Origin of the sequence: Microbacterium sp. GbtcB4 (genome assembly GCF_019091465.1) — a bacterium.
Lineage (GTDB): Bacteria > Actinomycetota > Actinomycetes > Actinomycetales > Microbacteriaceae > Microbacterium > Microbacterium paraoxydans.
In genome coordinates this window covers 1-239 of sequence record NZ_JAGXJJ010000496.1, presented here as the reverse complement: position 1 = coordinate 239, position 239 = coordinate 1, and the positions used below count along the sequence as shown (strand labels likewise).

The window sequence follows — 239 nt, the reverse complement described above, 5'->3', positions numbered from 1 at the left end:
ACACAGACCGAGGAGAGCGCGGGCCCGCCCAGAACGAAGGGGAGACGATGTCGGAATTCAACCCAGACTTCTCGGGCGAGATCTCGCTGGACGTCCGCGACTCCCGTCCCGGCTGGTCGCCGTACGAGCTGCGGAAGGCACCGGACGGAGCGCAGAACGTACTCGTGGTGCTGTACGACGACACCGAGGTCGCCTCCTGGTCGCCGTACGGCGGACGCGTCGCCAGGCCGACGAGGGCT

General features: G+C 68.2%; 1 protein-coding gene. It reads left to right on the top strand.

Annotation, left to right across the window (positions count from 1 at the left end):
• Nucleotides 1-47: 47 nt before the first annotated feature.
• Nucleotides 48-239 (top strand): hypothetical protein (locus KVS71_RS18595; protein WP_217585274.1); only part of this gene is annotated, 192 nt, incomplete at its 3' end.